The sequence below is a fragment of the Paenisporosarcina antarctica genome (genome assembly GCF_004367585.1).
Classification (GTDB): Bacteria; Bacillota; Bacilli; order Bacillales_A; family Planococcaceae; genus Paenisporosarcina; species Paenisporosarcina antarctica.
Genome location: NZ_CP038015.1, coordinates 860,338 through 881,291 on the forward strand (window position 1 = coordinate 860,338; position 20,954 = coordinate 881,291).

Genomic DNA, 20,954 nt, shown 5'->3' on the forward strand with positions numbered 1-20,954 from the left:
GAGGAATCTGCATGATTAGAGTGCTGATTGCGGATGATCATCATGTAGTAAGACGAGGGTTACTGTTTTTTCTTAAGACTCAAAAGGATATTAATGTTGTGGGGGAAGCTACGAACGGTCGAGAAGCCGTTGAGTTGACAGCTAGCCTCAGACCAGATATCGTATTAATGGATTTGGTCATGCCAGAAATGGACGGGATTCAAGCGACGAAAAAAATCAAAGAACAATACCCGAATACAGAGGTTTTGATGCTTACGAGTTTTTCAGATCGCGATCACGTCATACCTGCAATTGAAGCGGGAGCAGCAGGTTATCAATTAAAGGATATTGAACCTGATGATTTAGTAGAATCCATTCGAAAATTAATGCGTGGGGAAAATACCTTGCATCCGATTGCCACATCACAACTAATGAAAGTACGTGAACCGCAAATTGATCCACCGCATAAGTTATATCCACTTACACCTAGAGAGCAGGATGTTTTATCAGAGCTCACAAAAGGGAAAAGCAATAAAGAGATTGCTTCATCCTTGTTTGTCACAGAGAAAACAGTCAAGACACATATATCCAACATTTTTTCGAAATTACACGTACAAGACCGTACGCAGGCTGCTCTTTATGCAGTGAAGCACGGGTTAACCGATCCGAGTGGATTGTAAAAGGAGACAATGAGATGAAAATATTAGTAATCAGTGGAGGACCACGTAAACACGGTAGAACTGCAATTGCAGCTAGATTTATCGAACGTACCTACGGATTCCATACATTGGATTTAAGTGTGATGGAAATGCCAATGTATACAGGTGAAGAGGATCAAACAACTAATCCATTTGTAAAATCTTTACGTAAGTCTGTTCTAGAAGCGGATGCGATAGTATTACTATCACCTGAATACCATAGTGCAATGAGTGGGGCACTAAAAAACACATTAGATTTCTTAAGTGGCACACAATTTCTACACAAACCAGTTGGCTTAATCGCTATTGCTGGTGGCGGTAAAGGTGGTATTAATTGTTTAAACAACATGCGTACGGTCATGCGAGGGGTTTATGCTAATGCAATTCCTTGTCAATTAGTGCTAGATCCAAGTACATTTGATTATGATCGCGATGGACTATTAAAAGAAGCGGCTGAACAAGTGGACAAATTAATTGAAGAATTAAAAATGTATACGCGCATAGGGAAAGAAGTAAACGTACAACAATTAATATAAATGTAATGTAAGAACTGCATACCTGCATAGGATGTGGTTTTTCTAATAAATGGAGATGTGACATCGTCACATCTCCATTTTACAATTTCAGATAATCCTATGAATGTAATGCTTTCGTCGTTGCCGAAAACTACCTGGAAATCTTTCAATGTCATAAACAGACATTTGTTGTTAGTTGTCTAACCCTACAGCCACACTTTCATAAACGAACCTCGCGGGATTGTCACCCACAGAAAAGCCAGCCCATTTTTTAAGGGCTGGCAATTATTTAGTGCTTACCTCTTTTTCGCTGAGCGTTTACGCATGTCTTTCGTAATTTGTTTCCATTTTCCACGCTCTGCTTTTTGAGCTGCAGCATCTGCTTTTCTTTCAACGTAAGCAAGTTCACGTTTTAGCTTTTCATAGCTTGCATAGCGTTCGCGGGTTAGAGAACCATTTTCGAGTGCTTCTTGCACGGCACAACCTGGTTGATTAGTGTGTTGGCAATCAGTGAAACGACATGAATTTACAAATTGCTCGACATCTTTGAATCCTGTATTTAAGCTTTCATTGTTATCCCACATTTGAAACTCGCGCATACCAGGTGTATCTATTAACAATCCTCCACCAGGCATGCGGAACAATTCACGATGACTAGTAGTATGGCGTCCTTTGTCGTCATCTTCTCGAATGTTTTGAACCACCATTACGTCTTCACCACATAGGGCGTTTGTTAAAGATGATTTTCCAACACCAGATGAGCCAAGAAGAGCTGCTGTTTTTCCATCTTTTAATAATTCTTGAAGTTCAGAGACTCCTTCGCCGGTTACACTGCTGACGACGTGAATGGGCACTCCAAATGCTACATCATTTGCTTGAGTAACATAGAATCGTGGATCATCACATAGATCCTTTTTGGTCAGTACGATAACGGGGTTTGCCCCAGAATCCCAAGCAGCAATTATATATCGTTCGAGTCGGCGAACATTAAAATCTAAGTTTAGAGACATGATAAGAAAGACGATATCGACGTTTACTGCGACAATTTGTTCTGCAGTTGTTAGACCAGCAACTTTTCGAGAAAAAAGCGATGTTCGTGGAAGGATACTGCGAATAATACCTTTTTCTTCACCAGGCATTTTTTCTACAGCAACCCAGTCACCGACAGCAGGGAAGTCTCTACGATCTTGTGCTGCATGCTTAAAACTCCCGGAAAGAGAGGCTAACCATTCACCTTCGTCTGTTACAACGCGGTACATATGTTTATGCTCTAGCAAGATACGACCAGCGATGCTTGCTTGTAATTTTTCACTGTTGGATTGGTTATCCCATTTTGTTTTCCATGATTCGTTCCATCCATAATTTTCAACTGTTTTCAAAGTATATTCCTCCTGTTTTGTGTATATAAAAAACCGTGGCTGCGAAAAGGCAGTCACGGTTAAATACACACCACAAGAAACGGTCTACTTTTAGAAAGCACAATTGTGATGAGATACCTGGAACATGCCAATTCGCTTGTTTACATTCTCTAATAAAATTGTCATAATACCTCACCTGCTTTCTTTTGATGTAACAACCATACCAAAAATATATATATTTAGTCAATGTATTTAAGGGAATTTTTGTTTATATTCCGAAAAAACTAACATGATGCCCAAAGCAAGAAATTGCGTTATTCTTCTGACAGATGAAGCTGGTAAGGTTCGATATGGACAAACACCTCGGAAAATGGTTTTACATTATGAATTTTCTTCTCTATTTCCTCCGTAATTCGATGACTTTCTACGACATTAAGACTTGGATCTACCGCTATGGTTAAATCAACAAACATGAGATTTCCATGCATTCTTCCTTTGAAGTCATTCAAATGGAGGACACCTTGAACGTTCTCTACAAGAACTGATAATGTTTCTACTTCTTCTTCGTTGAATCCATCTGTAAGTGTATGAACTGCTTCATAGAAAATAGTAAATGCAGTTTTCATAATAAGTACGCCAACCAATATAGCGGTAATTGAATCAAGAATAGGGAGTCCGAAAATTGCAGTTAGTATCCCGATAGTTGCTCCAATACTTACGAGAGCATCTGATCGATTATCATAAGCAACTGCTTTGACGGCTGTACTGTTAATGCGGTTCGCTAACTTCAAATTGTAACGGTACACCATATACATAACGACGGCACTGCCACCTGCAACAACTGCGGTCCAAATTGAAGGAGTTTCATAAACTGGGTGAAGTAAATTCTTACCGGCATTAATAAGCACTTGTAAGCCTATAGTAGCCATAATGAAAGATGCTACAAGAGAGGCAACAGTTTCTGCGCGAAGATGTCCATAATGATGATTATGATCAGGGGGCTTTTGAGAAATACGTAGACCAATCAGCACGGCGAAAGAGGCGATGATATCTGTCATGTTATTAAGACCATCTGCTTTTAATGCTTCCGAGTTTCCAATATAGCCAATCGTCAGCTTTAATGCACTTAGTATGATATATGTTCCTATACTTAACCAAGCGCCTTTTTCGCCTTCGCGTAAATTTGTATATAGCTCCATTTTGTTTCCCCCCTGCAAAACTTTTAGACATAAGAAAACGACCCTCTTAGGGAGAGTCGTTTAGCTCTAAGATTCCACTGATTGATCTATGCGAAAATCAGCGACTTCTTCTTCAGTTAACTTCATGACCTCTAAATATAGTATGTGATGACCTTCCATATCTTTAATCGTAAATTCGTACCCTTGTTCAATTATTTTTTCACCTTTAATGGCTTCGAAATGTTTTGTTAAGAACCAACCACCAATTGTATCGATATCTTCTTCATCAATATCTATGCCTAAAAGATCATTAACATTTTGAATTAATATTTTTGCATCAAGAATATAATGATAATCACCTAACTTTTGAACGTCTGGCAGTTCATCATTATCAAACTCGTCTCGAATATCACCGACGATTTCTTCAAGAATATCTTCAATAGTAACCAGTCCAGACGTACCACCGTACTCATCCATCAGAACCACCATATGAATACGTTCACGCTGAATTTTTAGTAACAACTCACCAATAGGTATTGTTTCAATAACACGAATAATGGGTTGCACATAGTCAATTACAGGTCGATTGATATTGTTTGCATCTTTAATATAAGCAGTTAGTAGATTTTTCATGTTTACTAGTCCAATTACATGGTCTTTATTACCATCAGTAACAGGATAGCGTGTATATTGCTCGACATTTATTTGATCAAACACTTCACGAAGAGTTGTATGTTTATCAATGGTGCTCATCTCTGTTCTGGGAGCCATAATCTCCTTAGCAATCCGATCGTCGAATTCAAAAATTTTATTTACAAACTTATATTCTGATTGGTTAATTTCACCGCTCTTCAAGCTATCTGATAAAATCATGCGAAGTTCTTCTTCTGTATGAGCAAGTTCAGATTCGGAAGCTGGCTGTAATCCGAATAAGCCTGTAAGTCCACGAGCAGAACCATTTAAGAACTTAATTACCGGATACATGATGCGGTAGAACCAAATTAATGGTGTTGCAGTAGCTAAAGCAACTTCCTCCGCTTTTTGAATAGCTAACGTTTTCGGTGCCAATTCACCGACAACTACGTGCAAGAATGTAACGAATGAGAACGCAATTCCGTAAGAAAAGATGTTCGACATGCTTTCGCTAAGCTCGAAACGTTCAAAAATTGGATGTAATATAAGCTCAACTGTAGGTTCTCCGAGTAAACCAAGACCAAGAGCGGTCATTGTGATACCTAACTGACACGCTGATAAATATTCATCTAAATTTGAAACGACTCGTCTTGCATTTACCGCACGTTTATTTCCTTCCGCAATTAATTGATCAATGCGGGTTGCTCTCACTTTTACAATAGCAAACTCACTTGCAACGAAGAATGCCGTTAAGGCGATTAAGACAGCAAATGCTGTCAATCGTATGGCTATGTCCAAAGAATTCCTTTGTTCCAAACCCGAATGAGGGGGAGAACAAAGTGTACACCTCCTGTTTTCTGAAAAATAGTTAATACCTATAATAATAAAATACTTACGTATAAAAAACAAATATTACTTTCTAATGAAGTTTATACTGTTAACGAGTTTCTTCCTCTTGTATCATATAAGAGTAAACTTATATGTTTGGAAGTGATGAAAATATGTCAACAAAAAAAGCAGGTCGTTATCTTGAAATCTTAGTAGCATCAACAAAACTTGGTTTAACGTCATTTGGAGGACCCGCAGCACATATCGGATTTTTTAGAGACGAATATGTTAAAAAGAGAAAATGGTTAGACGATAAACTGTATGCTGATTTGGTAGCGTTATGCCAATTCCTACCAGGTCCAGCGAGTTCACAAGTAGGGATATCAATTGGTATGCTCCGTGGGGGATTACTAGGCGGTATTTTGTCGTGGATTGGTTTTACTCTTCCATCTGTCTTATTATTAATGGCATTGGGGTGGATTATTACCCAGACAGGTTCATTTGAAAGCGGATGGATTCAAGGTCTAAAAATTGTGGCAGTTGCAGTTGTAGCACATGCTCTAATGGGTATGGGGAAATCATTAACACCTGATAGGACCAGAATCACTGTAGCAATGATTGCTGCCGCCGCGACATTGCTAATTCCAACAGCATGGGGACAAATTTCGATTATTGTATTGGCAGGAATTTTTGGTGTTATTTATTACAAAAATGAAAAAGCATCAGAAGTTGTTGAAATACCATTGTCGTTTGGAAAGAAAACCGGCATAATCGCTTGGATTCTATTCTTTGCTTTACTTATTTTATTACCAGTATTTAGACCTTTTGTTCAAGCTACATGGTATGCGATTTTTGATATCTTTTACCGAGTAGGTTCCATAGTATTTGGTGGAGGACACGTCGTACTGCCTATGTTAGAACGCGAAGTAGTGCCAGTTGGTTGGATGTCTGCAGATACATTTATTGCAGGTTACGGCGCCGCACAAGCTGTTCCTGGCCCATTGTTTACATTGGCAGGATACCTTGGTCAAATTATGGGGAGCTTTTCAGGAGCTGCTATTGCCGTGATTGCCATGTTTTTACCATCATTCTTACTTGTAGTTGGGACTTTACCATTTTGGGCAATTATTCGAACTAAGCCAAGAATACAAGCCGCTTTAAAGGGAGTTAATGCAGCGGTAGTAGGAATTTTACTAGCCGCTCTTTATGACCCAGTCTTTACAAGTGCAGTGCATGACCCTATAGATTTTGTCATTGTGTTAATTTCCTTTACTCTGTTAGTATTTTATAAACTATCACCTTGGGTTGTTGTAATTATCACTGCCATTTTAGGTGCACTAAGCTTTGCCATTTTTGGCTAAGGAGGAGATCAGACTTTGGATACGACGGTAATGTTTGCAAAAGAAATGGATAATCAAGACAACATGCGTACATTTAAAGAAGAGTTTTACTTGCCAGAAAATCAATTATATATGGACGGGAACTCCTTAGGTCTTATGTCGAAACGATCAGAGGCAACCCTTGAAAACCTACTATCAAGTTGGCGTGAAAAGGGTATTGATGGATGGACTGAGGGGAAGGATCCTTGGTTTACTTATTCAGAAAAGTTAAGTGAACGAGTGGCAACCGTCGTTGGAGCTAATAGTAATGAAGTTATGGTTACTGGATCGATTACCGTTAATATTCACCAAATGCTCTCTACTTTGTTTCATCCAACTGCTGAAAGATCAGTCATTGTCGTAGACGAACTGAATTTCCCTTCGGACATTTATGCTGTAGAAAGTCATTTAAAATTACGTGGACTAGACCCTGCAGTGTCACTGCGAAAAGTAAAAAGTGATGATGGCTATACATTGACGCTTGCAGCGATTGAAGAAATGCTTACTGAGGACGTAGCCATATTAATGTTGCCGTCTGTGTTGTATCGAAGTGGGCAATTATTAGATGTAGAGAAGATTACCGAAATGGCACATTCAAAAGGGATTTTAGTCGGGTTTGATTTAGCCCATTCAATTGGGGCAGTTCCTCACCAACTACATAACCAAAAAGTAGATTTCGCTATTTGGTGTCATTATAAATATATGAATAGTGGCCCAGGAGGATCAGGTGGACTTTATATTCATGAACGTCATCACGATGAGTTGCCAGGTCTAGCTGGTTGGTTTGGTTCAGACAAAACGAAGCAATTTGATATGTCACATGATTTTTCAAAAGCAAGTGGAGCAGGTGCTTATCAAATCGGTACACCAAACTTGTTTAGTGTAGCTCCACTAACTGGAAGTGTTGAATTATTTGAAGAGGCGGGTATGGGAAATGTTCGAGCTAAATCGCTGGCGTTGACGCAGTATTTACGTGACTTAATTCAAGCAGAAGTGGGAAGGTTTAGTTTTGTCGATGTTACCCCTGTTGATGATGAAGCGCGAGGTGGTCATATTGCGTTAGCCCATCCAGAAGCAGCTCGTATTTGTAAAGCGTTGAAACAAGCTAATGTCGTTCCTGATTTCCGTTCACCGGATATCATTCGATTAGCTCCTATTAGTTTTTATTCTAGTTTTGAAGACGTCTGGGAAATGGTCCAACGATTAAAACTTATTATGGCAGAAGAAACGTATAAAACATTCTCCAATGAACGAAACGTGGTGGCGTAAGTGAAAATACATGACATTTCCATGTTGTTGAACAGTGATGTAGCTGAATGGCCAGGTGATACGCCATTCCAATTTCAATTAAACTGGACAAAGCAACAAAGTGGTTCTGTGAATGTAGGACAAATAACGACAAGTACACATATTGGTACTCATATCGATGCCCCATTTCATTTTAATGAACAAGGGAAGAAAGTGCATGAACTACCTTTAGAAAACTATATTGTCGATGCGATTGTCATTGATGTAAGTGGGCAAGATGTGATTTCTAGAGAATCACTAAAAGAAGTCCTAACAGGTAAGGCAAAGGCCGTTCTTTTCCGCACAAATGCCTGGAATAAAAGAGTTATTTTCCCTGACGAAATTCCAGTCTTTGAAGTTGGAGTGGTAGAGTGGATGGTTGAAAGAGGCATTGTTTTATTAGGAGTAGATTTGCCGTCAGTAGATGCGATTACGAGCAAAGATCTACCCATGCATCATGCTTTAGGAACGGCAGGTCGCTATATTTTAGAAGGACTCGTGTTAGACGAGATAAAGGAAGGTACATATCAATTAATTGCACTTCCTTTAAAAATAGAGGGAGCGGACGGAAGCCCTGTGCGTGCAGTGTTGGTTGAACAAGTACATTTCTAGAGAACAATAGAGTTTACTTCCAGAAAAATAGCAATAAATGAGCATAGTAAAATCTCTCCAAAAAAATAAAGGATGGACTCACTTGAATCACGAGTTCATCCTTTATTTTTGACTTCTTTGTAAGCTAGCAAGGCACGTTCTCGTCCTACTTTATGAATGACTACTGGGTAGGGGTAAGTTTCACCTAATACAACTCCAGCCTCTTCAAGGGCATCCTCAGATGCTTGATCAGGTTCAATAATGTCTTTATTTGAAAGTAAACGAAGCTCGGGAACCCATTTTCTAATATAAAGTGCTTCACCATCAAATTTTTGACTTTGTAAATACGGATTAAAGATTCGGAAATAAGGTGCTGCATCCGCTCCACTTCCTGAGGCCCATTGCCAACCGAAAGAGTTATTGGCAATATCGGAGTCAATTAGTGTATCTGAAAACCAAGACATGCCTTTTGTGAAGTCTACCAATAAATGTTTCGTTAAATAACTAGCTACATTCATTCGCACGCGATTATGCATAAAGCCAGTCGACCATAGTTCGCGCATTCCTGCATCTATTAATGGAATACCAGTTTGTCCAACACACCATTTTTGATAATACACTTCATTATTCAACCAAGGGAACTTCAAAAAATTCTCATTAAGCGGCTTACTCGTTGTATGAGGATAGTGTACAATCGTTTGATATGCAAATTCGCGCCACACTAATTGGCGAATAAACGCTTCACTTACATTGGGTTGCATTTTTAAAGCGTAATGATAAACACTGCGAACTGATAATGCGCCGATAGCTAAATAAGGAGAAATACGGGAAGTTCCTGAAATTGCAGGAAAATCGCGCTTTGTTTTATATGCAGCTAAGTCTTCGTCTATAAATGTTTTGACGAGATCAATTGCAGCTTCTTCTCCCGCTGGCCATGCTTCATCAATACCATCTGTCCACTTTATTGAAGGGACGAGCTGCAATGTATTAATGTCTGTAGATATACATTTCACACTTGTAGTAACTTTCGCAAATTTCACTTCTCTTATACGAGGTACGACTTGGGGAATATTTTTAGTTCGAAAGTGGTTATAGAAAGGAGTGAAAACTTTATAAGGCTCACCATTTTCTTTCACTGAATCCCAAGGGGGAAGAAGCATGGTGCCTTCAAATGTTTTAACAGCTAGACCGTCATCAAACCATTGTTTTGACAATTCTTCATCTCGTACCCGCTGGTGTGGATGATACGAACGGTTGAAGTACACTGCATCAATCGCACTAACTTTCTTTAGCTCTTTTACTGTTTCAGCTAATGGAGTACTTGAAACATATAGTTCACCACCAAGCTCGCGAATAGAAGCTTGAAAGGATTTCAAATTGCGATGTGTCCAGTACTTAAATGCTGCACCTAAATCAGCTTCTAAAATATAAATAGGTAATACTTCACCATCAAGCTTTGCTTGAGAAAGAGCAGGATGGTCATGTAGTCGTAAATCATTTCGTAATAGCACTGCAATTTTCATATTCACGACTCCTTATGTGGTCTAACTCCATTTTCGATAATGTCATTTAGTTTATTTGCCCAGCCCTCAATGTTTTCATCATTCGCAGGTCTAGACAATATTGAATGAAAAAAGAATGAGGCAACCAATTCATTAGGTAAGTCATCACGAACTTCTCCTAGTTCTTTTGCTTTTTTTACTTGATTAGACAACATAAAAAACATTTTCCCATGAAGTCCGTCCATTTGTTTTAAACGATTACGAGCGATTTCAGACTCCGATTGATCGAGCTGGGAGCGCATGCTGATCATATAGTGAACTTGATCATATCTCATAAACAATTTCAGCCATTCTTTCATCGTATCAAGTCCAGTGGTTTCAGACTTGATTTTTTCCATTTCATCCATCACTTTTTTTACTAAAATAAACATATAATCAGTGATTAAATCATCTTTATGGCTGTAATATTCATAGATGGTGCTGCGCGCAATATCTAAATTTGCGGACAATGCTTTAAAAGAAAAGCCTTCATACCCACGTTCGAGCAGTAACTTTTCGGTTTCTTTTAGCATTTCTGCTTCGTCCATTTTCTTTTGACGCGCCATTTCTACTCACACCTAACTTCTCTAATTCTTCTTCCTAGTATACGTGAAAGAAACGTGAAATCGAAATAAAAATGCGCTCCTATTGAGATAGGAGCGCAACTAGTGTTTATTTTACAACGATAACGGTACAAGGTGATTCTTTTACGATTTTTTCACTAACAGAACCGACGAAGAACTTCTGGAATCCAGACTTCCCACTATTTCCAACGACAATGGCATCCACTTTTTCTTTTTTAGCCAGAGCGGATAATGCTGTCGCTGGGTGTCCATCAATAACAACGATTTGGGCTTCAACATGATGTCTATTTAATTCCAGTTGTATAGATTCAGTCATTTTATTAGCATATTCCCTTGCGAAATGGTGCGGTGAATTTGGATCAATTTGACCTGAGGTACCCTGATTATTTATATCTGTTAAAATTGGGGCCATACCTAAAGCCTCGCTTGAATAAGATGTATCTCCATTTTCATCATAGTCGTTTACATAAGCTATGATTAGTTCGCTATTTGGTCGGTTACGCAACACATCAACAGCGCGGCTCAGTGCTACCTGACTACCCTCTGACCCATCATAACCAACAATCATTTTGTTAAACATAAATAAAAACTCCTCTCTTATCCGAGCATAGGGAATACATAATTAATATGAAACCATAAAACAGCAAAGAATATAATTAAGTATGTAGCATAATTAATAAAGGTCGCTCCAACCAAACCGCGATCTTTTTTTCATTTCGTCTAACTTTAACATTCTTTTTTCTTCCATGGTGAATCGCTCCTTCATTCGTGAATGATTTTGTCACCTTATAAATACCCTTCCTGAAATCGTATAAACACAAGTGATAAAATAATTATTTTTTCAAAATCTATTGACAATACAAAAAAATCCATGATAATCTAAGTAAGTAAAAAAATGTAGAAAGAGGAGGTACGTATTATGACTTTTACAATTGAAATTGTATTAAATTACATAGTTCCTCCGTACCTTCCAGTTAATTCTCTTTGATTTAACAATAAACAAGGAACAGGTATGGATACCAGTTCCTACTTTCATGTGTACACGCATCTGTAAAAGGGCGTGTGCTTTTTTGTGTTTCTTTATTACCATATTTTGGTGTCATCAGCCATGTGCTGTCACATAAATTTAAAATGAAATGGAGTGCTGACGATGAACTATCAGCAACAGAAACAAATGATGATAAAGGAATCTCTAGAAGGCGGCTAGTGAAAGCCAAACCTTAAACGAAGGAAGAAGGAAACTATATGTTCACAGTTTTATTTAAATTAAAATGGTTTTTTGCGGAAAACTGGAAGCGATACACAATTGCTATATCGTTACTTCTGGTTACAAACGTTCTCGAAATTGTTCCCCCCTGGTTACTGGGAGAATCGATTGATGCCATTTATCAACAAACATTAACAATGAAGTTACTCATGACATTTATACTAGGGTTAATAGTTGTTACCATTGTTACTTATTTAAGTAACTTTATTTGGATATACCAATTATTTGGTGGAGCATATGTCATTGAAAAGCAACTGCGTAGTCGTTTAATGAAACATTTCTTACGCATGACACCGTCTTTTTATGAGAAAAATCGAACGGGTGACTTGATGGCACGTGCCACAAATGATCTAAAAGCAGTTTCCACAACAGCAGGATTTGGTATTTTAACATTAATAGACTCATCCCTTTATATGCTTACAATTATAGTAGCAATGGGAGTTCTCGTTAGTTGGAAATTAACATTTTTTGCTCTTTTACCATTACCTATTCTAGCAATCATTATGCAAATTCTTGGCAAGCGCATTCACGAGAAGTACATGAAAGCACAAGATGCCTTTGGTGATATGAATGATAGTGTACTAGAAGCTGTTGCAGGAGTTCGTGTTATTCGAGCATATGTACAAGAACGACAATCTGAGAAGCAATTCGATGATATGACGGAAGATGTATATTCTAAAAACATGGAAGTTGAAAAAATCGATGCATTGTTTAACCCGATTACAAAAATACTAACAGCTGTTAGTTACATAATCGGTTTAGGGTACGGTGCACTCTTAGTTTCAGAGGGGGAAATGTCCCTTGGTGACTTAGTCTCATTTAACATCTATCTAGGTATGATTATTTGGCCTATGTTTGCAATTGGTGAACTAGTAAATATTATGCAACGGGGCAATGCATCTCTCGATCGTGTACAAGAAACCCTTGATCATGTAGAAGACGTGAAAGATCCGGGACTTCCAGTATCTTTAGAACGTCCAGGTCGTATCGGATTCTCGGGAGTAGAATTCCAATATCCAAAATCTACAACAATCAATTTATCAAATATAAATGTTCATATTGAACAAGGTCATACACTTGGGGTTGTAGGAAAAACGGGTAGTGGAAAGACGACCTTTATTAAACAATTACTACGTGAATATCCGGTAGGAAGTGGATCTCTATCACTTGGAGGAGTGGCGATTGAAGAACAAACGAAAAATCAGGTTCGAAATTGGATTGGCTATGTACCACAAGACCATGTGCTATTCTCACGAACAGTCAGAGAAAATATTTTGTTTGGTTTTCCGGAAGGAACTGACGAAGATATTGAAACAGCTATTCGATTATCCCATTTTCAAAAAGATTTAGAAATGTTACCCCAAGGTTTGAATACTCTTGTTGGTGAAAAAGGAGTTGCTTTATCTGGTGGACAAAAGCAACGTATTTCTATTGCACGTGCTCTCATTAAAAACCCGGAAATCTTAATATTAGATGATTCTCTGTCTGCAGTGGATGCTAAAACTGAAGCACATATTATTGAAAATATTCAGCAAGAACGAATAGGAAAAACAACCATTATTACAACCCATCGTTTATCTGCCATTCAACACGCAGATTGGATCATTGTGTTAGATGATGGGGGAATGATTGAAGAAGGAACTCATGAAGATTTGCTTGCGAATAAGGGCTGGTATAAAGAACAGTTTGACCGCCAGCAAATTGAGGAGGTGTCATCATGAGTACAGGCAAAAGATTATGGGTGTACGCCCTTCATTATAAAAAACTTTTAATCATCGGAATAGCCCTTATGACTGTTGCAGTGGCTGCAGATTTAGCGGGTCCGTTAATTGCAAAAAAAATTATTGACGAACATATTGTCGGAGTAGTAGATGGTGCTCCACTTGATTTTGAACCAATAGCGATTTTACTTGGAGTATTCTTTACCTTAGCGATTGTATCGGCTGTCTTTCGTTATGGTGAATATTTATTATTACAAAAAGCTGCGAATCGTGTTATTCAAAAAATGCGTAACGACGTCTATAAGCACATACAAACTTTGCCTATTCGTTACTTTGACAACTTGCCTGCAGGCAAAGTTGTTGCACGCATTACGAATGACACTGAAGCAATTCGAGAATTATATGTGACTGTGTTATCTCAATTTGCCTCAAGTGCAATGTACATTACAGGCATTTATGTGGCATTGTTCTTCCTTAATTGGAAAATGGCGGCGATTACTTTGTTTGTCTTGCCGCTTTTGTATATTTGGATGATCTTGTATCGAAAATATGCAGCGAAGTATAATCACATTGTTCGAGAAAAAGTAAGTGATATGAACGCTATGATTAATGAATCTATTCAAGGGATGACAATTATTCAAGCGTTTCGTCGTGAAGAACAAATGCATGAAGAATTCGATGTGGTAAATCGTGAACATTATAAGTATCAAAATAAATTGTTGTATTTAGATGCTGGCACATCTCACAATTTAGTAAGCGTTATTCGATCGATGACATTTGTATTTTTCATTTGGTATTTCGGTGGTGCTTCATTAACTGCTACAAGTGTAATTTCTGTAGGTGTATTGTATGCGTTTGTTGATTACATCACTAGGTTATTTAATCCTGTAACGGGAGTCGTAAATCAGTTGGCTAAACTTGAGCAAGCATTAGTCGCAGCTGAACGCGTCTTTCGATTACTAGACAGATCAGGTGAGGTTGTAAGTGATAAAAAAATTGAGCGTTATATGGGAGATGTACGATTTGACGATGTATGGTTTGCTTATAAAGAGCAAGAGTATGTATTAAAACGAATTTCTTTTGAAGCGAAACAAGGTGAGACTGTTGCACTAGTTGGCCATACGGGGTCGGGGAAGAGTTCAATTATGAATTTATTGTTCCGCTTCTATGATGTGTCAAAAGGTACCATTACAATTGACGGAATAGACATTCAAGACTTACCCCGTCAAACCGTACGTGACCATATGGGAATAGTATTACAAGATCCATATTTATTTACAGGGACCATTGAATCCAATGTTAGTCTAGGCGATCCCAGGATTTCACGTGAAAAAGTGCAAGCTTCCTTAGATGCTGTTGGAGGAGATCGCGTTCTGAAGCATTTACCAAAAGGCATTGATGAACCTGTAATAGAAAAAGGGAGTACGCTTTCTTCGGGACAGCGTCAATTAATTTCATTTGCACGAGCACTTGCATTTGATCCAGCGATTTTAATTTTAGATGAAGCAACATCAAATATTGACACGGAAACGGAAGAAATAATTCAACATGCTATGGCTGTGTTGAAAAAAGGGCGTACTACATTTATTATTGCACATCGACTTTCTACTATTAAAAGTGCAGACCGCATTTTAGTATTGGATAATGGTAAAATTGCGGAGCAAGGTACACATGAGGAGTTAGTAGCTTTAGGCGGACGTTATGAACAAATGTACCGTTTACAATCTGGTGTAACTCTGGATTCAAAAGTAGAGTAAGGGTTACTCCCTTTTTGAAGAATAAAAATTATTAAGTTAAAACGATCTAGAAGAAGCTTTGCGCTTTTAAACAATATTCACTTGATGCAAGAAATGTTGTGGATTTTTCTTGTTAATTCCGCTATCGTATAAGAAAGAAGATGTGCTAGTGAGGAGTGACGATCTTGAATTATGATAAAGATGTGATGAATCGATTGAAACGTCTTGAAGGACAAGTGAGAGGCGTCATCAAGATGATGGAAGAAGACAAAGATTGTCGTGATGTTGTAACTCAACTTTCTGCCGTTCGATCTGCAACAGACCGTACAATTGGGTTAATTGTCGCGAAAAATTTAGAACGTTGTATTGTTGCAGCTAATGAAGAAGGTACTTCTGCTGAAGAAGCTATTCAAGAAGCAGTTAGTATGTTAGTGAAAAGTAGATAAAAAAGAAAAGCTAGAAACGCAAATTATTTTGCGTTTCTAGCTTTTTGAATTAAGAATAGTTAACAGCATTATATATGAGAAAAATGATTTGTATCTCTTATATTTTTATGAATCCCCATAATTTTCAATCGTAAACGTGGAATAACATTAATTCGTGTATCATTTTCTTTACAGTTTCTTCGGTAGGCGGCGTGGATCCGCCTGTCCAAGTGATTGATCCATCCGGAAAGTATTCACCGCTATAGCGAGAATGTTGGTAAAAAAAAGAAAATGTCCAGCCTGGTAATTGCTTATTTTCAAACATCGGTTTGAAGCTAAAATGTTGAAGCATGAAAATATCCCCTTTCATAGGTGTAGTCACACTCGCATACGCTAGAAAAAAGGCGAAAAGGAGTGGCCTGTTGTTTAATGAACAGCTAAAAAAAGCTATTGAAGAAGAGTATCGAGCTTTTTATTTCTATAAATACATGCTAAAGCTCACAGACGATCCCTATTGGCAATTGTTTATCAAGCATGCAATGGAAGATGAAAAAAGTCATTATGAAATGTTTCAACAACTCCATTATATGCTGACTGGGCAATTTGTACAAAATCCCGAAAAACCTCAACCAGCGACCAACTTAAAGCAAGCTGCGAAAGATTCGCTTGTAGATGAGCTAGAAGCAACCGAATTTTATAAAGAAATGCTACTCACTATCCCTATACCCGAAGCATACAATCCCTTGTTTATTGCCATGCATGATGAGATGGAACATGCAATTAGATTTTCAACAATCTATAACGCGTTATAAATATGGGTTCACATTTTTAACATACTACCTTTGCTGTTATAATTGAAGGTAGCTTGATAGAAAAAGGTGAACAAATTGAATTTTATATGGATATTACTATTCATGGCATTTATTGGTGCCTTGATCGGGGGATATACGAATCACCTCGCGATTAAAATGCTGTTTCGTCCTCATGAAGCGAAATATATAGGTAAATGGCGTGTACCCTTTACGCCTGGACTGATTCCAAAGCGTAGGGATGAGCTAGCTAAACAACTCGGTCGAACGGTCGTTGAACATTTATTAACACCTGAAACGTTTAAACGACGATTCTTCTCTAATGACATGCGGAAAAAAGCTGAGTTATGGATTCAGTCACAACTTTCCAAACACGTGTTTGAATCACATATGACCCTTCAACAATGGCTGTCAAAAGCAGGGATTGAACATGTACCTTCTCTAGTGGAAGGGAAATTCGATTCAATACTTGATGAGCAAATGGCATTAATTGAATCACGATTTGCCTCAAAAACAGTGAAAGAAATAGCTCCTGAACAATGGCAGAAACAAGCTGAAGAGCGCATTCCTGAAATTGTTACTTACATGATTGAAAAAGGGGAAACGTATTTCGACTCGGAAGAAGGGCGTCAAACAGTGAAACGATTAATTGATGATTTCCTTTCTTCTAAAGGAACGTTTGGCAACATGATTCAAATGTTCATGGGTGAATCGTCTACCATCGTCGATCGTGTGCAACCAGAAATACAAAAATTCTTGCGTGCGCCAGGAACCTTTGAAATACTTTCGAATGTCATTCGAGGGGAATGGGAGAAGTTGAAAAGTCGTCCATTAAACGAATTGATTGGCGGGTTTGATTTACAACCAGTTTTAACGAAAGTGAAATCCTATGCGAAACAAGAGCTAGCGGTTGAAAAACGACTAGATAGTACGCTACAATCATATTGGCCAGAAGGTGCTTACTGGACTGCAATTAACTTAACGCCGAAAATAACAGAGTTTGCGTTTATTCAAGGCGAAGTAAAGCTAGAAGAAATGATTCAGCGGTTAAGACTAGAAGAGATGGTACAAGAGCAAGTTGATTCATTCCCAGTTGAACGACTGGAAGATTTAGTTTTAGGTATTTCAAGAAAAGAATTTAAAATGATTACAGTTCTTGGTGCTGTACTGGGTGCGCTAATTGGTTTAATCCAAGGCGGAATCGTCTACTTAATGAATATGATATAGGAGTGATTTACATGACAGTTAACATTTATGATGATATTAATCGATTAGAGAACACATTTAGGAAAACTGCAGAGTATGCAGCTGTGCAAAAAGCAGTAGAAGAAGTAAAAGCGGACGAACAAGCACTAGCATTGTTTAAAAGCTTTCGTGAATTGCAAATGACCTTACAACAAAAACAAATGCAAGGCGAAGAAATTGCTGGTGACGAACTAGAATATGCACAAAAAACAGCCCAACTCGTCCAATCGAACCCGAAAATTGAAAACATGCTTCAAGCTGAAATGGCGCTTAGCGGTTTAATTGAAGAAGTAAACCGTGTGCTAATGAAGTCAGTGCAATCATTATATGAAGGAATATAAACCGGCCTTGTGCTGGTTTTTTCTTTTTGGAAATTAAGCTTTAAATTAGATTGATTTCATGAGAAAAGTAAAATATCCATGTGAAAAAGACTATTTATTCTGTTATATACATCTTTGTTCTATATAAGAAGGATGGATATTACTTGGTTGAGGGAAGTATGAATTATTATGTACACAAGATGTGGAGTTTTTTGTGGTTTTTGGACAAATTAAAAACAGACTCTACAATGTAGAGTCTGTTGAAAGGTTATATTATGCTTTTTGAACGTTTGAAGCTTGAGCTCCACGAGCGCCTTGCTCAACGTCGAAAGTAACTTTTTGACCTTCGTCTAATGATTTGAAGCCTTCACTTTGGATTGCTGAGAAATGTACGAATACATCGTCCCCATTTTCACGCTCGATAAAACCAAAACCTTTTTCTGCATTAAACCATTTTACTGTACCTTGTTCCATATTTGTTGCCTCCTAGTGTGAAATTCACACAATGTAATACTATCCCTGCCCAAAGTGATCATTAAGACGTAAAGTTTTAACGTATACAAATCTTTTACACTGACAAAAATAATTCTACTTCATCATAGCACCTAACTAATTGATAAGCAAGTGATTTGATTAACTTTAATAAATTTTATTCTCAAAAATAATAAAGGGAATTTGAAGAACACTTTCATCTTCAAAGAGATTTACTTACTAGAGGGACTTTTGTTCAATTTGATTTTAACATCTTATTTAATAAGTTCCATCTATAGGATGAAATAATACAAATACACTAATATAATGCCTATATCAGCTAGTGCATGGCTGATTATTGGTGCGACCATTGATGTGAACTTGATTCGAAAATAACCCCAAAGTAATCCTGCTAGGAATATAGGTATTGTGGCAACTAAACTAAAAGGCATTGCAAACATTGGTACTAGTGATAATAAATGATATAAAGAATAAAAAAATGATGTCACGAAAACAGTTTGAGTGCCACTTAAAGAAATAAGCAATCGCTTATGCATAAATTCACGCCAGTACCATTCCTCTAAAAAGGGATTGATCACAATTAAAACGAATATTAATATCCATATATGTGAACCACTGAAATGCCATTTTACAAGTAATTCATTTAATTGATTTATATTAAATAAGTAGTCTTGTGAAAAATACACATAACTAAAAATTGTAAGTAAACATATGACTCCACTGACTAGACCAAATATAACCGACTTCATTGTAAATCCATTTTTGACTGATTGAATAAACTCTAGTCTATCTTGAGTTTTCCGCAAGTAAGTTGCAAAAGGAATAGAAAATAGCCAGCTATAAAACAGCATGAATGTAATTGGAACTGACTCGAAATAAGTTAAACCAATAAAAATCATGAATGTAGGACCTAAAGCATAAAGTAAATTCTTCATTCTTCCTCCTGGAATCCATTATCGAACCTTAGTCATTTTTAGTATAGGAACTTTTTTAGATGGATATACAGTTTTAATAATTGTCATTGGAAGTATTTATTATTATATCTAAGCGGATTACTCAACTGAAATTTACTTTCCTATATTTTATTAGGACGCTAAGTAAGAGGAATGTAAAACAATAGAAGGTTTCTTTTCAGATTATAAATAAATTTAAAGGATTTACAAAATTAATCTCGAATACTATTTATATGAATGACTATTCATTCTGAGAGAGGTGCCTACTATGACATATGAAACACTAACAATTGAAAAGACTGGCCGTTTAGCTACTTTGACGTTAAACCGACCACACAGTATGAATGCAATGAATGCAATCATGATGAAAGAAATTGCTGAAGCTTTAGAATGGTTACATGAAGAAGAAACTGTGCAGGTGTTACTTATTAAAGGAGAGGGTCGTGCCTTTTCAGCAGGTGGCGATATAAAAGCAATGTTAGATCCAAATAGTCCAATGGATATTGATACGGTTATGGTTGATGTTAGTCGATTGGCAAAAGCACTCTATACACTTCCAATGATTACAATTGCTTCAGTTCATGGAGCTGCAGCAGGATTAGGTTTTAGCTTAGTGCTTGGCTGTGATGTTGTGATTGCAGAAGAAAACAGTAAACTTGCCATGAACTTCATTGGAATCGGTTTAGTCCCAGACGGAGCGGGACATTTCTTCTTGAAAGAGCGTATTGGAATACCTAAAGCTAAACAGCTGATTTGGTCAGGAAAAGTGCTAAACGGCCACGATGCATTAGCATTAGGATTAATTGATGAAGTGACAGCTGAAGGAAGAGCTTTCGAGCGAGCTGAAGATATAGCAGCAAAGTTCTTGGCATCTCCAGTAAAGGCTATGATTGCGTCAAAGAACATTTTACATACTCAAAATGTTCATGAATTGGAAAGTATCTTGGCTCTTGAAAGTTCATCACAATCCGCAATGCGCAGGTCAGAGGATCACTTAGAAGGAATTCAGGCATTCGTAGAAAAACGAAAACCGCACTATAAAGGCGAATAAGGAAAAAATCTGCTAAAGCGATTGCGCTTTAGCAGATTTTTTTATACATGAAATAAAATGAGTTTTCCAGAAGTGTTCACTAAACGATGAGTCGTATTTAAAAATTCTTTTTCCTCAATCTTATCTTGTCCTTTAGATTTTGCTTCTTCCTCTGAAGCAAATTCCCATGTTTCTTCTACAATTAATTTCCCTGTCTTTTCGAATGCGGTGAATTTATAAGGCTTCATAAATATCCAACCTTTCTTAAGTGAATGTAAATTCATTATACAAGTTATCTAAACAAAAAAAAAGTTTGTAAAGTGTACTTGACAGATTTATTTTAAGTAAAGTAGGCTTTACTTAAAATAACTTTATAAATAAGGAG

Annotated in this window: 22 protein-coding genes; 12 read left to right on the forward strand and 10 right to left on the reverse strand. The window is 37.4% G+C overall.

Going from position 1 to position 20,954, the window contains the following annotated elements; all coding sequences use genetic code 11:
* Window positions 1–11: 11 nt before the first annotated feature.
* Window positions 12–659 carry a response regulator gene (locus E2636_RS04310; RefSeq protein WP_134209128.1) on the forward strand — a complete coding sequence of 216 codons (648 nt, stop codon included), beginning with the start codon at window positions 12–14 and terminating at the stop codon, window positions 657–659.
* 14 nt (window positions 660–673) lie between these two features.
* Window positions 674–1,213 (forward strand): NADPH-dependent FMN reductase, encoded by a 540-nt coding sequence (locus tag E2636_RS04315; RefSeq protein WP_134209129.1) that lies wholly within the window; start codon window positions 674–676, stop codon window positions 1,211–1,213.
* 275 nt (window positions 1,214–1,488) lie between these two features.
* On the opposite strand, the gene rsgA is transcribed toward E2636_RS04315, so the two are convergent.
* The 3 genes from rsgA to E2636_RS04330 all read right to left on the reverse strand — a co-directional run bounded on the left by rsgA (window position 1,489) and on the right by E2636_RS04330 (window position 5,159).
* The gene (gene rsgA, locus E2636_RS04320) at window positions 1,489–2,571 is read right to left on the reverse strand and encodes a ribosome small subunit-dependent GTPase A (RefSeq protein ID WP_134209130.1); all 1,083 of its coding nucleotides are present in this window, start codon (window positions 2,569–2,571) and stop codon (window positions 1,489–1,491) included.
* A gap of 293 nt (window positions 2,572–2,864) precedes the next feature.
* The gene (locus tag E2636_RS04325; protein WP_017379268.1) at window positions 2,865–3,749 is read right to left on the reverse strand and encodes a cation diffusion facilitator family transporter; all 885 of its coding nucleotides are present in this window, start codon (window positions 3,747–3,749) and stop codon (window positions 2,865–2,867) included.
* Window positions 3,750–3,815: 66 nt separating this feature from the next.
* Window positions 3,816–5,159 carry a hemolysin family protein gene (locus tag E2636_RS04330; protein WP_208324155.1) on the reverse strand — a complete coding sequence of 448 codons (1,344 nt, stop codon included), beginning with the start codon at window positions 5,157–5,159 and terminating at the stop codon, window positions 3,816–3,818.
* Between the two features lie 203 nt (window positions 5,160–5,362).
* Here E2636_RS04330 and chrA point away from each other — a divergent pair, with 203 nt between their 5' ends.
* From chrA to kynB, 3 genes are read left to right on the forward strand one after another with little or no spacing between them, the layout of a single operon-like run.
* Window positions 5,363–6,550 (forward strand): chromate efflux transporter, encoded by a 1,188-nt coding sequence (gene chrA / locus E2636_RS04335; protein WP_134211749.1) that lies wholly within the window; start codon window positions 5,363–5,365, stop codon window positions 6,548–6,550.
* A gap of 15 nt (window positions 6,551–6,565) precedes the next feature.
* Window positions 6,566–7,837, forward strand: a complete 1,272-nt coding sequence (gene kynU, locus E2636_RS04340) for a kynureninase (protein ID WP_134209131.1) — start codon at window positions 6,566–6,568, stop codon at window positions 7,835–7,837.
* Window positions 7,838–8,467: an arylformamidase gene (gene kynB, locus E2636_RS04345; RefSeq protein ID WP_134209132.1), complete on the forward strand. Its 630-nt coding sequence runs from the start codon at window positions 7,838–7,840 to the stop codon at window positions 8,465–8,467.
* 95 nt (window positions 8,468–8,562) lie between these two features.
* Here the strand turns inward: kynB and E2636_RS04350 are convergent, their stop codons facing one another.
* From E2636_RS04350 to E2636_RS04360, 3 genes are all read right to left on the reverse strand, one after another.
* Entirely contained in the window at window positions 8,563–9,969 is a 1,407-nt protein-coding gene (locus E2636_RS04350; protein ID WP_134209133.1) for a cryptochrome/photolyase family protein, read from the reverse strand.
* Window positions 9,970–9,971: 2 nt separating this feature from the next.
* Complete coding sequence (locus E2636_RS04355) at window positions 9,972–10,553, reverse strand: TetR/AcrR family transcriptional regulator (RefSeq protein WP_134209134.1); 582 nt, start codon at window positions 10,551–10,553, stop codon at window positions 9,972–9,974.
* Between the two features lie 106 nt (window positions 10,554–10,659).
* Complete coding sequence (locus E2636_RS04360; protein ID WP_134209135.1) at window positions 10,660–11,151, reverse strand: universal stress protein; 492 nt, start codon at window positions 11,149–11,151, stop codon at window positions 10,660–10,662.
* A 665-nt stretch (window positions 11,152–11,816) separates the two neighbouring features.
* On the opposite strand from E2636_RS04360, the gene E2636_RS04365 reads away from it, so the two are divergent.
* The 3 genes from E2636_RS04365 to E2636_RS04375 all read left to right on the forward strand — a co-directional run bounded on the left by E2636_RS04365 (window position 11,817) and on the right by E2636_RS04375 (window position 15,741).
* Window positions 11,817–13,559, forward strand: coding sequence for an ABC transporter ATP-binding protein (locus E2636_RS04365; protein ID WP_134209136.1), 1,743 nt, complete (start codon window positions 11,817–11,819; stop codon window positions 13,557–13,559).
* The gene (locus E2636_RS04370) at window positions 13,556–15,316 is read left to right on the forward strand and encodes an ABC transporter ATP-binding protein (protein ID WP_134209137.1); all 1,761 of its coding nucleotides are present in this window, start codon (window positions 13,556–13,558) and stop codon (window positions 15,314–15,316) included. Before E2636_RS04365 ends, E2636_RS04370 begins: the two co-directional genes overlap by 4 nt.
* A 185-nt stretch (window positions 15,317–15,501) precedes the next feature.
* Window positions 15,502–15,741 carry a metal-sensitive transcriptional regulator gene (locus tag E2636_RS04375; protein ID WP_407670294.1) on the forward strand — a complete coding sequence of 80 codons (240 nt, stop codon included), beginning with the start codon at window positions 15,502–15,504 and terminating at the stop codon, window positions 15,739–15,741.
* Between the two features lie 124 nt (window positions 15,742–15,865).
* Here E2636_RS04375 and E2636_RS04380 read toward each other — a convergent pair whose 3' ends face one another.
* Entirely contained in the window at window positions 15,866–16,072 is a 207-nt protein-coding gene (locus E2636_RS04380) for a YheE family protein (protein ID WP_134209138.1), read from the reverse strand.
* A 70-nt stretch (window positions 16,073–16,142) separates the two neighbouring features.
* Here E2636_RS04380 and E2636_RS04385 point away from each other — a divergent pair, with 70 nt between their 5' ends.
* The 3 genes from E2636_RS04385 (at window position 16,143) to E2636_RS04395 (ending at window position 18,115) form a co-directional block, all read left to right on the forward strand.
* Window positions 16,143–16,532 carry a ferritin-like domain-containing protein gene (locus tag E2636_RS04385; RefSeq protein ID WP_134209139.1) on the forward strand — a complete coding sequence of 130 codons (390 nt, stop codon included), beginning with the start codon at window positions 16,143–16,145 and terminating at the stop codon, window positions 16,530–16,532.
* A 102-nt stretch (window positions 16,533–16,634) separates the two neighbouring features.
* Window positions 16,635–17,756 (forward strand): DUF445 domain-containing protein, encoded by a 1,122-nt coding sequence (locus E2636_RS04390; RefSeq protein WP_134211750.1) that lies wholly within the window; start codon window positions 16,635–16,637, stop codon window positions 17,754–17,756.
* 11 nt (window positions 17,757–17,767) lie between these two features.
* Window positions 17,768–18,115 carry a YlbF/YmcA family competence regulator gene (locus tag E2636_RS04395; protein ID WP_134209140.1) on the forward strand — a complete coding sequence of 116 codons (348 nt, stop codon included), beginning with the start codon at window positions 17,768–17,770 and terminating at the stop codon, window positions 18,113–18,115.
* Window positions 18,116–18,367: 252 nt separating this feature from the next.
* On the opposite strand, the gene cspC is transcribed toward E2636_RS04395, so the two are convergent.
* Both cspC and E2636_RS04405 read right to left on the reverse strand, forming a co-directional pair.
* A complete protein-coding gene (gene cspC / locus E2636_RS04400; protein ID WP_016429181.1) occupies window positions 18,368–18,568 on the reverse strand; it encodes a cold shock protein CspC in 201 nt (66 codons plus the stop codon).
* 290 nt (window positions 18,569–18,858) lie between these two features.
* A complete protein-coding gene (locus E2636_RS04405) occupies window positions 18,859–19,521 on the reverse strand; it encodes a CPBP family intramembrane glutamic endopeptidase (RefSeq protein ID WP_134209141.1) in 663 nt (220 codons plus the stop codon).
* A gap of 286 nt (window positions 19,522–19,807) precedes the next feature.
* On the opposite strand from E2636_RS04405, the gene E2636_RS04410 reads away from it, so the two are divergent.
* A complete protein-coding gene (locus E2636_RS04410; RefSeq protein WP_134209142.1) occupies window positions 19,808–20,590 on the forward strand; it encodes an enoyl-CoA hydratase in 783 nt (260 codons plus the stop codon).
* A gap of 41 nt (window positions 20,591–20,631) precedes the next feature.
* Here the strand turns inward: E2636_RS04410 and E2636_RS04415 are convergent, their stop codons facing one another.
* Entirely contained in the window at window positions 20,632–20,817 is a 186-nt protein-coding gene (locus tag E2636_RS04415) for a YhzD family protein (protein ID WP_017379250.1), read from the reverse strand.
* Window positions 20,818–20,954: the final 137 nt, after the last annotated feature.

Coding starts and splice junctions, on each gene's coding strand:
- E2636_RS04395 (WP_134209140.1), top strand. CDS start 17,768: ATGACAGTTAACATTTATGATGATATTAATCGATTAGAGAACACATTT.
- E2636_RS04405 (WP_134209141.1), bottom strand. CDS start 19,521: ATGAAGAATTTACTTTATGCTTTAGGTCCTACATTCATGATTTTTATT.
- E2636_RS04380 (WP_134209138.1), bottom strand. CDS start 16,072: ATGCTTCAACATTTTAGCTTCAAACCGATGTTTGAAAATAAGCAATTA.
- E2636_RS04390 (WP_134211750.1), top strand. CDS start 16,635: ATGGCATTTATTGGTGCCTTGATCGGGGGATATACGAATCACCTCGCG.
- chrA (WP_134211749.1), top strand. CDS start 5,363: ATGTCAACAAAAAAAGCAGGTCGTTATCTTGAAATCTTAGTAGCATCA.
- E2636_RS04325 (WP_017379268.1), bottom strand. CDS start 3,749: ATGGAGCTATATACAAATTTACGCGAAGGCGAAAAAGGCGCTTGGTTA.
- E2636_RS04415 (WP_017379250.1), bottom strand. CDS start 20,817: ATGAAGCCTTATAAATTCACCGCATTCGAAAAGACAGGGAAATTAATT.
- E2636_RS04375 (WP_407670294.1), top strand. CDS start 15,502: ATGAATCGATTGAAACGTCTTGAAGGACAAGTGAGAGGCGTCATCAAG.
- E2636_RS04410 (WP_134209142.1), top strand. CDS start 19,808: ATGACATATGAAACACTAACAATTGAAAAGACTGGCCGTTTAGCTACT.
- E2636_RS04365 (WP_134209136.1), top strand. CDS start 11,817: ATGTTCACAGTTTTATTTAAATTAAAATGGTTTTTTGCGGAAAACTGG.
- E2636_RS04355 (WP_134209134.1), bottom strand. CDS start 10,553: ATGGCGCGTCAAAAGAAAATGGACGAAGCAGAAATGCTAAAAGAAACC.
- E2636_RS04370 (WP_134209137.1), top strand. CDS start 13,556: ATGAGTACAGGCAAAAGATTATGGGTGTACGCCCTTCATTATAAAAAA.
- E2636_RS04310 (WP_134209128.1), top strand. CDS start 12: ATGATTAGAGTGCTGATTGCGGATGATCATCATGTAGTAAGACGAGGG.
- E2636_RS04350 (WP_134209133.1), bottom strand. CDS start 9,969: ATGAAAATTGCAGTGCTATTACGAAATGATTTACGACTACATGACCAT.
- E2636_RS04315 (WP_134209129.1), top strand. CDS start 674: ATGAAAATATTAGTAATCAGTGGAGGACCACGTAAACACGGTAGAACT.
- cspC (WP_016429181.1), bottom strand. CDS start 18,568: ATGGAACAAGGTACAGTAAAATGGTTTAATGCAGAAAAAGGTTTTGGT.
- E2636_RS04360 (WP_134209135.1), bottom strand. CDS start 11,151: ATGTTTAACAAAATGATTGTTGGTTATGATGGGTCAGAGGGTAGTCAG.